We start from the raw sequence: 1372 nt of genomic DNA on the forward strand, positions 1-1372 counted from the left end.
ACCCTCGCCCCTCATACGCGGTGGCCTCGACGGGCGTGATCGACATCGTGCCCGTCGAAGCCCGCACCGAAGACACGGAGGTGCAGCGATGAGCCTCGTGGCATCCGCTCGCTCCGAGTACACCAAGCAGTTCAGCACCGCCGGCTGGTGGGTGCTCGGCATCGTGCTCGTGGTCTACGTCGGCTTCACAGCGGGCGTCCTGGCCCTCGCGTTCGGGGGCGTGGCATCCGGCAAGCTCCCCGGTGCGACCGGTCCCGCACCCTCCACCGACGGCCTCGCCGGACTCGTCTACAGCTCGGCGAGCGCCGTGGGGTACGTCTTCCCGCTGCTGGCGGGAACGCTCATGGTGACGACCGAGTTCCGGCACAAGACCCTCACACCGACGTTCCTCGCGACGCCCCGGCGCGGTGTCGTGCTGGTCGGAAAGTTCGCGATCGGCGTCGTCGTCGGCGTGCTCTACGGCATCCTCGGATCGATCGCCGCGATCGGTGCGGGCGCCGGGGTCTTCGCCGCATTCGGACTCGACACGCAGCTCGGCTCGTCCGACACCTGGGTGCTCGTGGGGCGGATGCTGCTGGCCTTCGCTCTGTGGGCGGTCGTCGGGATCGGCGTGGGCACCGTCGTGCGCAACCAGGTGGCCGCGATCGTCATCGTGCTGGCCGTGACGCTGTTCATCGAGCCGATCGTCCGCACCGTCGCCGGCGTGGTCGACGGTCTCGGCGAGGTGGCGCGCTGGTTCCCGAGCGCCGCGAGCGACGCCCTCGTGGGGCAGACGATCTTCGGCGCGGTCGGCGCGGGCGGAGCCGAGCCGCTCGAGTGGTGGCTCGGCGGACTCGTGCTGCTCGCCTACGCCGTGGTGCTCGTCGCGATCGGCCTCGCCACGACCTGGCGCCGCGACATCGACTGAGGCGTCTCGGAGGCGGCGCGGCTCAGGACACCAGGTCGGCGACGTCTTCGGGCTCGGATGCCACGTCCAGGCGCAGCGCCTTCAGCAGCGCCACGCCGTGCTTGGTGGTGAGGACGAGGCGTTCGAACTCCTCGTGTCCGTGCAGGTCGATCACGACGCTGGACTTGCGGCGCCGGATGACGACGAAGTCGTTGCCCCCGGCCGACTTCCACGTGCCCATGGCGACGGCGACGGGCAGGTTGGTGCCGGGGTTGGGGACGCCTCGCAGCCACGTCCACGCGTCGTCCGTCAGCTGCACGCGGTCGATCGTGGCGCGGGGCACGACGATGTTGCGCTTGCGGAACGACAGGGCACGCTCGGTCGGCGAGAGCACGACCTCGAGCTGCGTCGAATCGAGCAGCAGGGTCACCATGACATCCATCCTGCCAGCGACACCGGATGCCGACGGCCCCGGCGCCTCACGAG

Annotated in this window: 2 protein-coding genes; one reads left to right on the top strand and one right to left on the bottom strand. The window is 70.6% G+C overall.

Features of this window, described 5'->3' with window-relative positions; translation table 11 throughout:
* Positions 1-88: 88 nt before the first annotated feature.
* Positions 89-907 (top strand): ABC transporter permease, encoded by an 819-nt coding sequence (locus tag LQV45_RS32790; RefSeq protein ID WP_230011792.1) that lies wholly within the window; start codon positions 89-91, stop codon positions 905-907.
* 22 nt (positions 908-929) lie between these two features.
* On the opposite strand, the gene LQV45_RS32795 is transcribed toward LQV45_RS32790, so the two are convergent.
* The coding region (locus LQV45_RS32795) for a hypothetical protein (RefSeq protein WP_230011795.1) at positions 930-1372 on the bottom strand (443 nt) is incomplete at its 5' end.

The sequence above is a fragment of the Microbacterium sp. Bi128 genome, assembly GCF_918698205.1.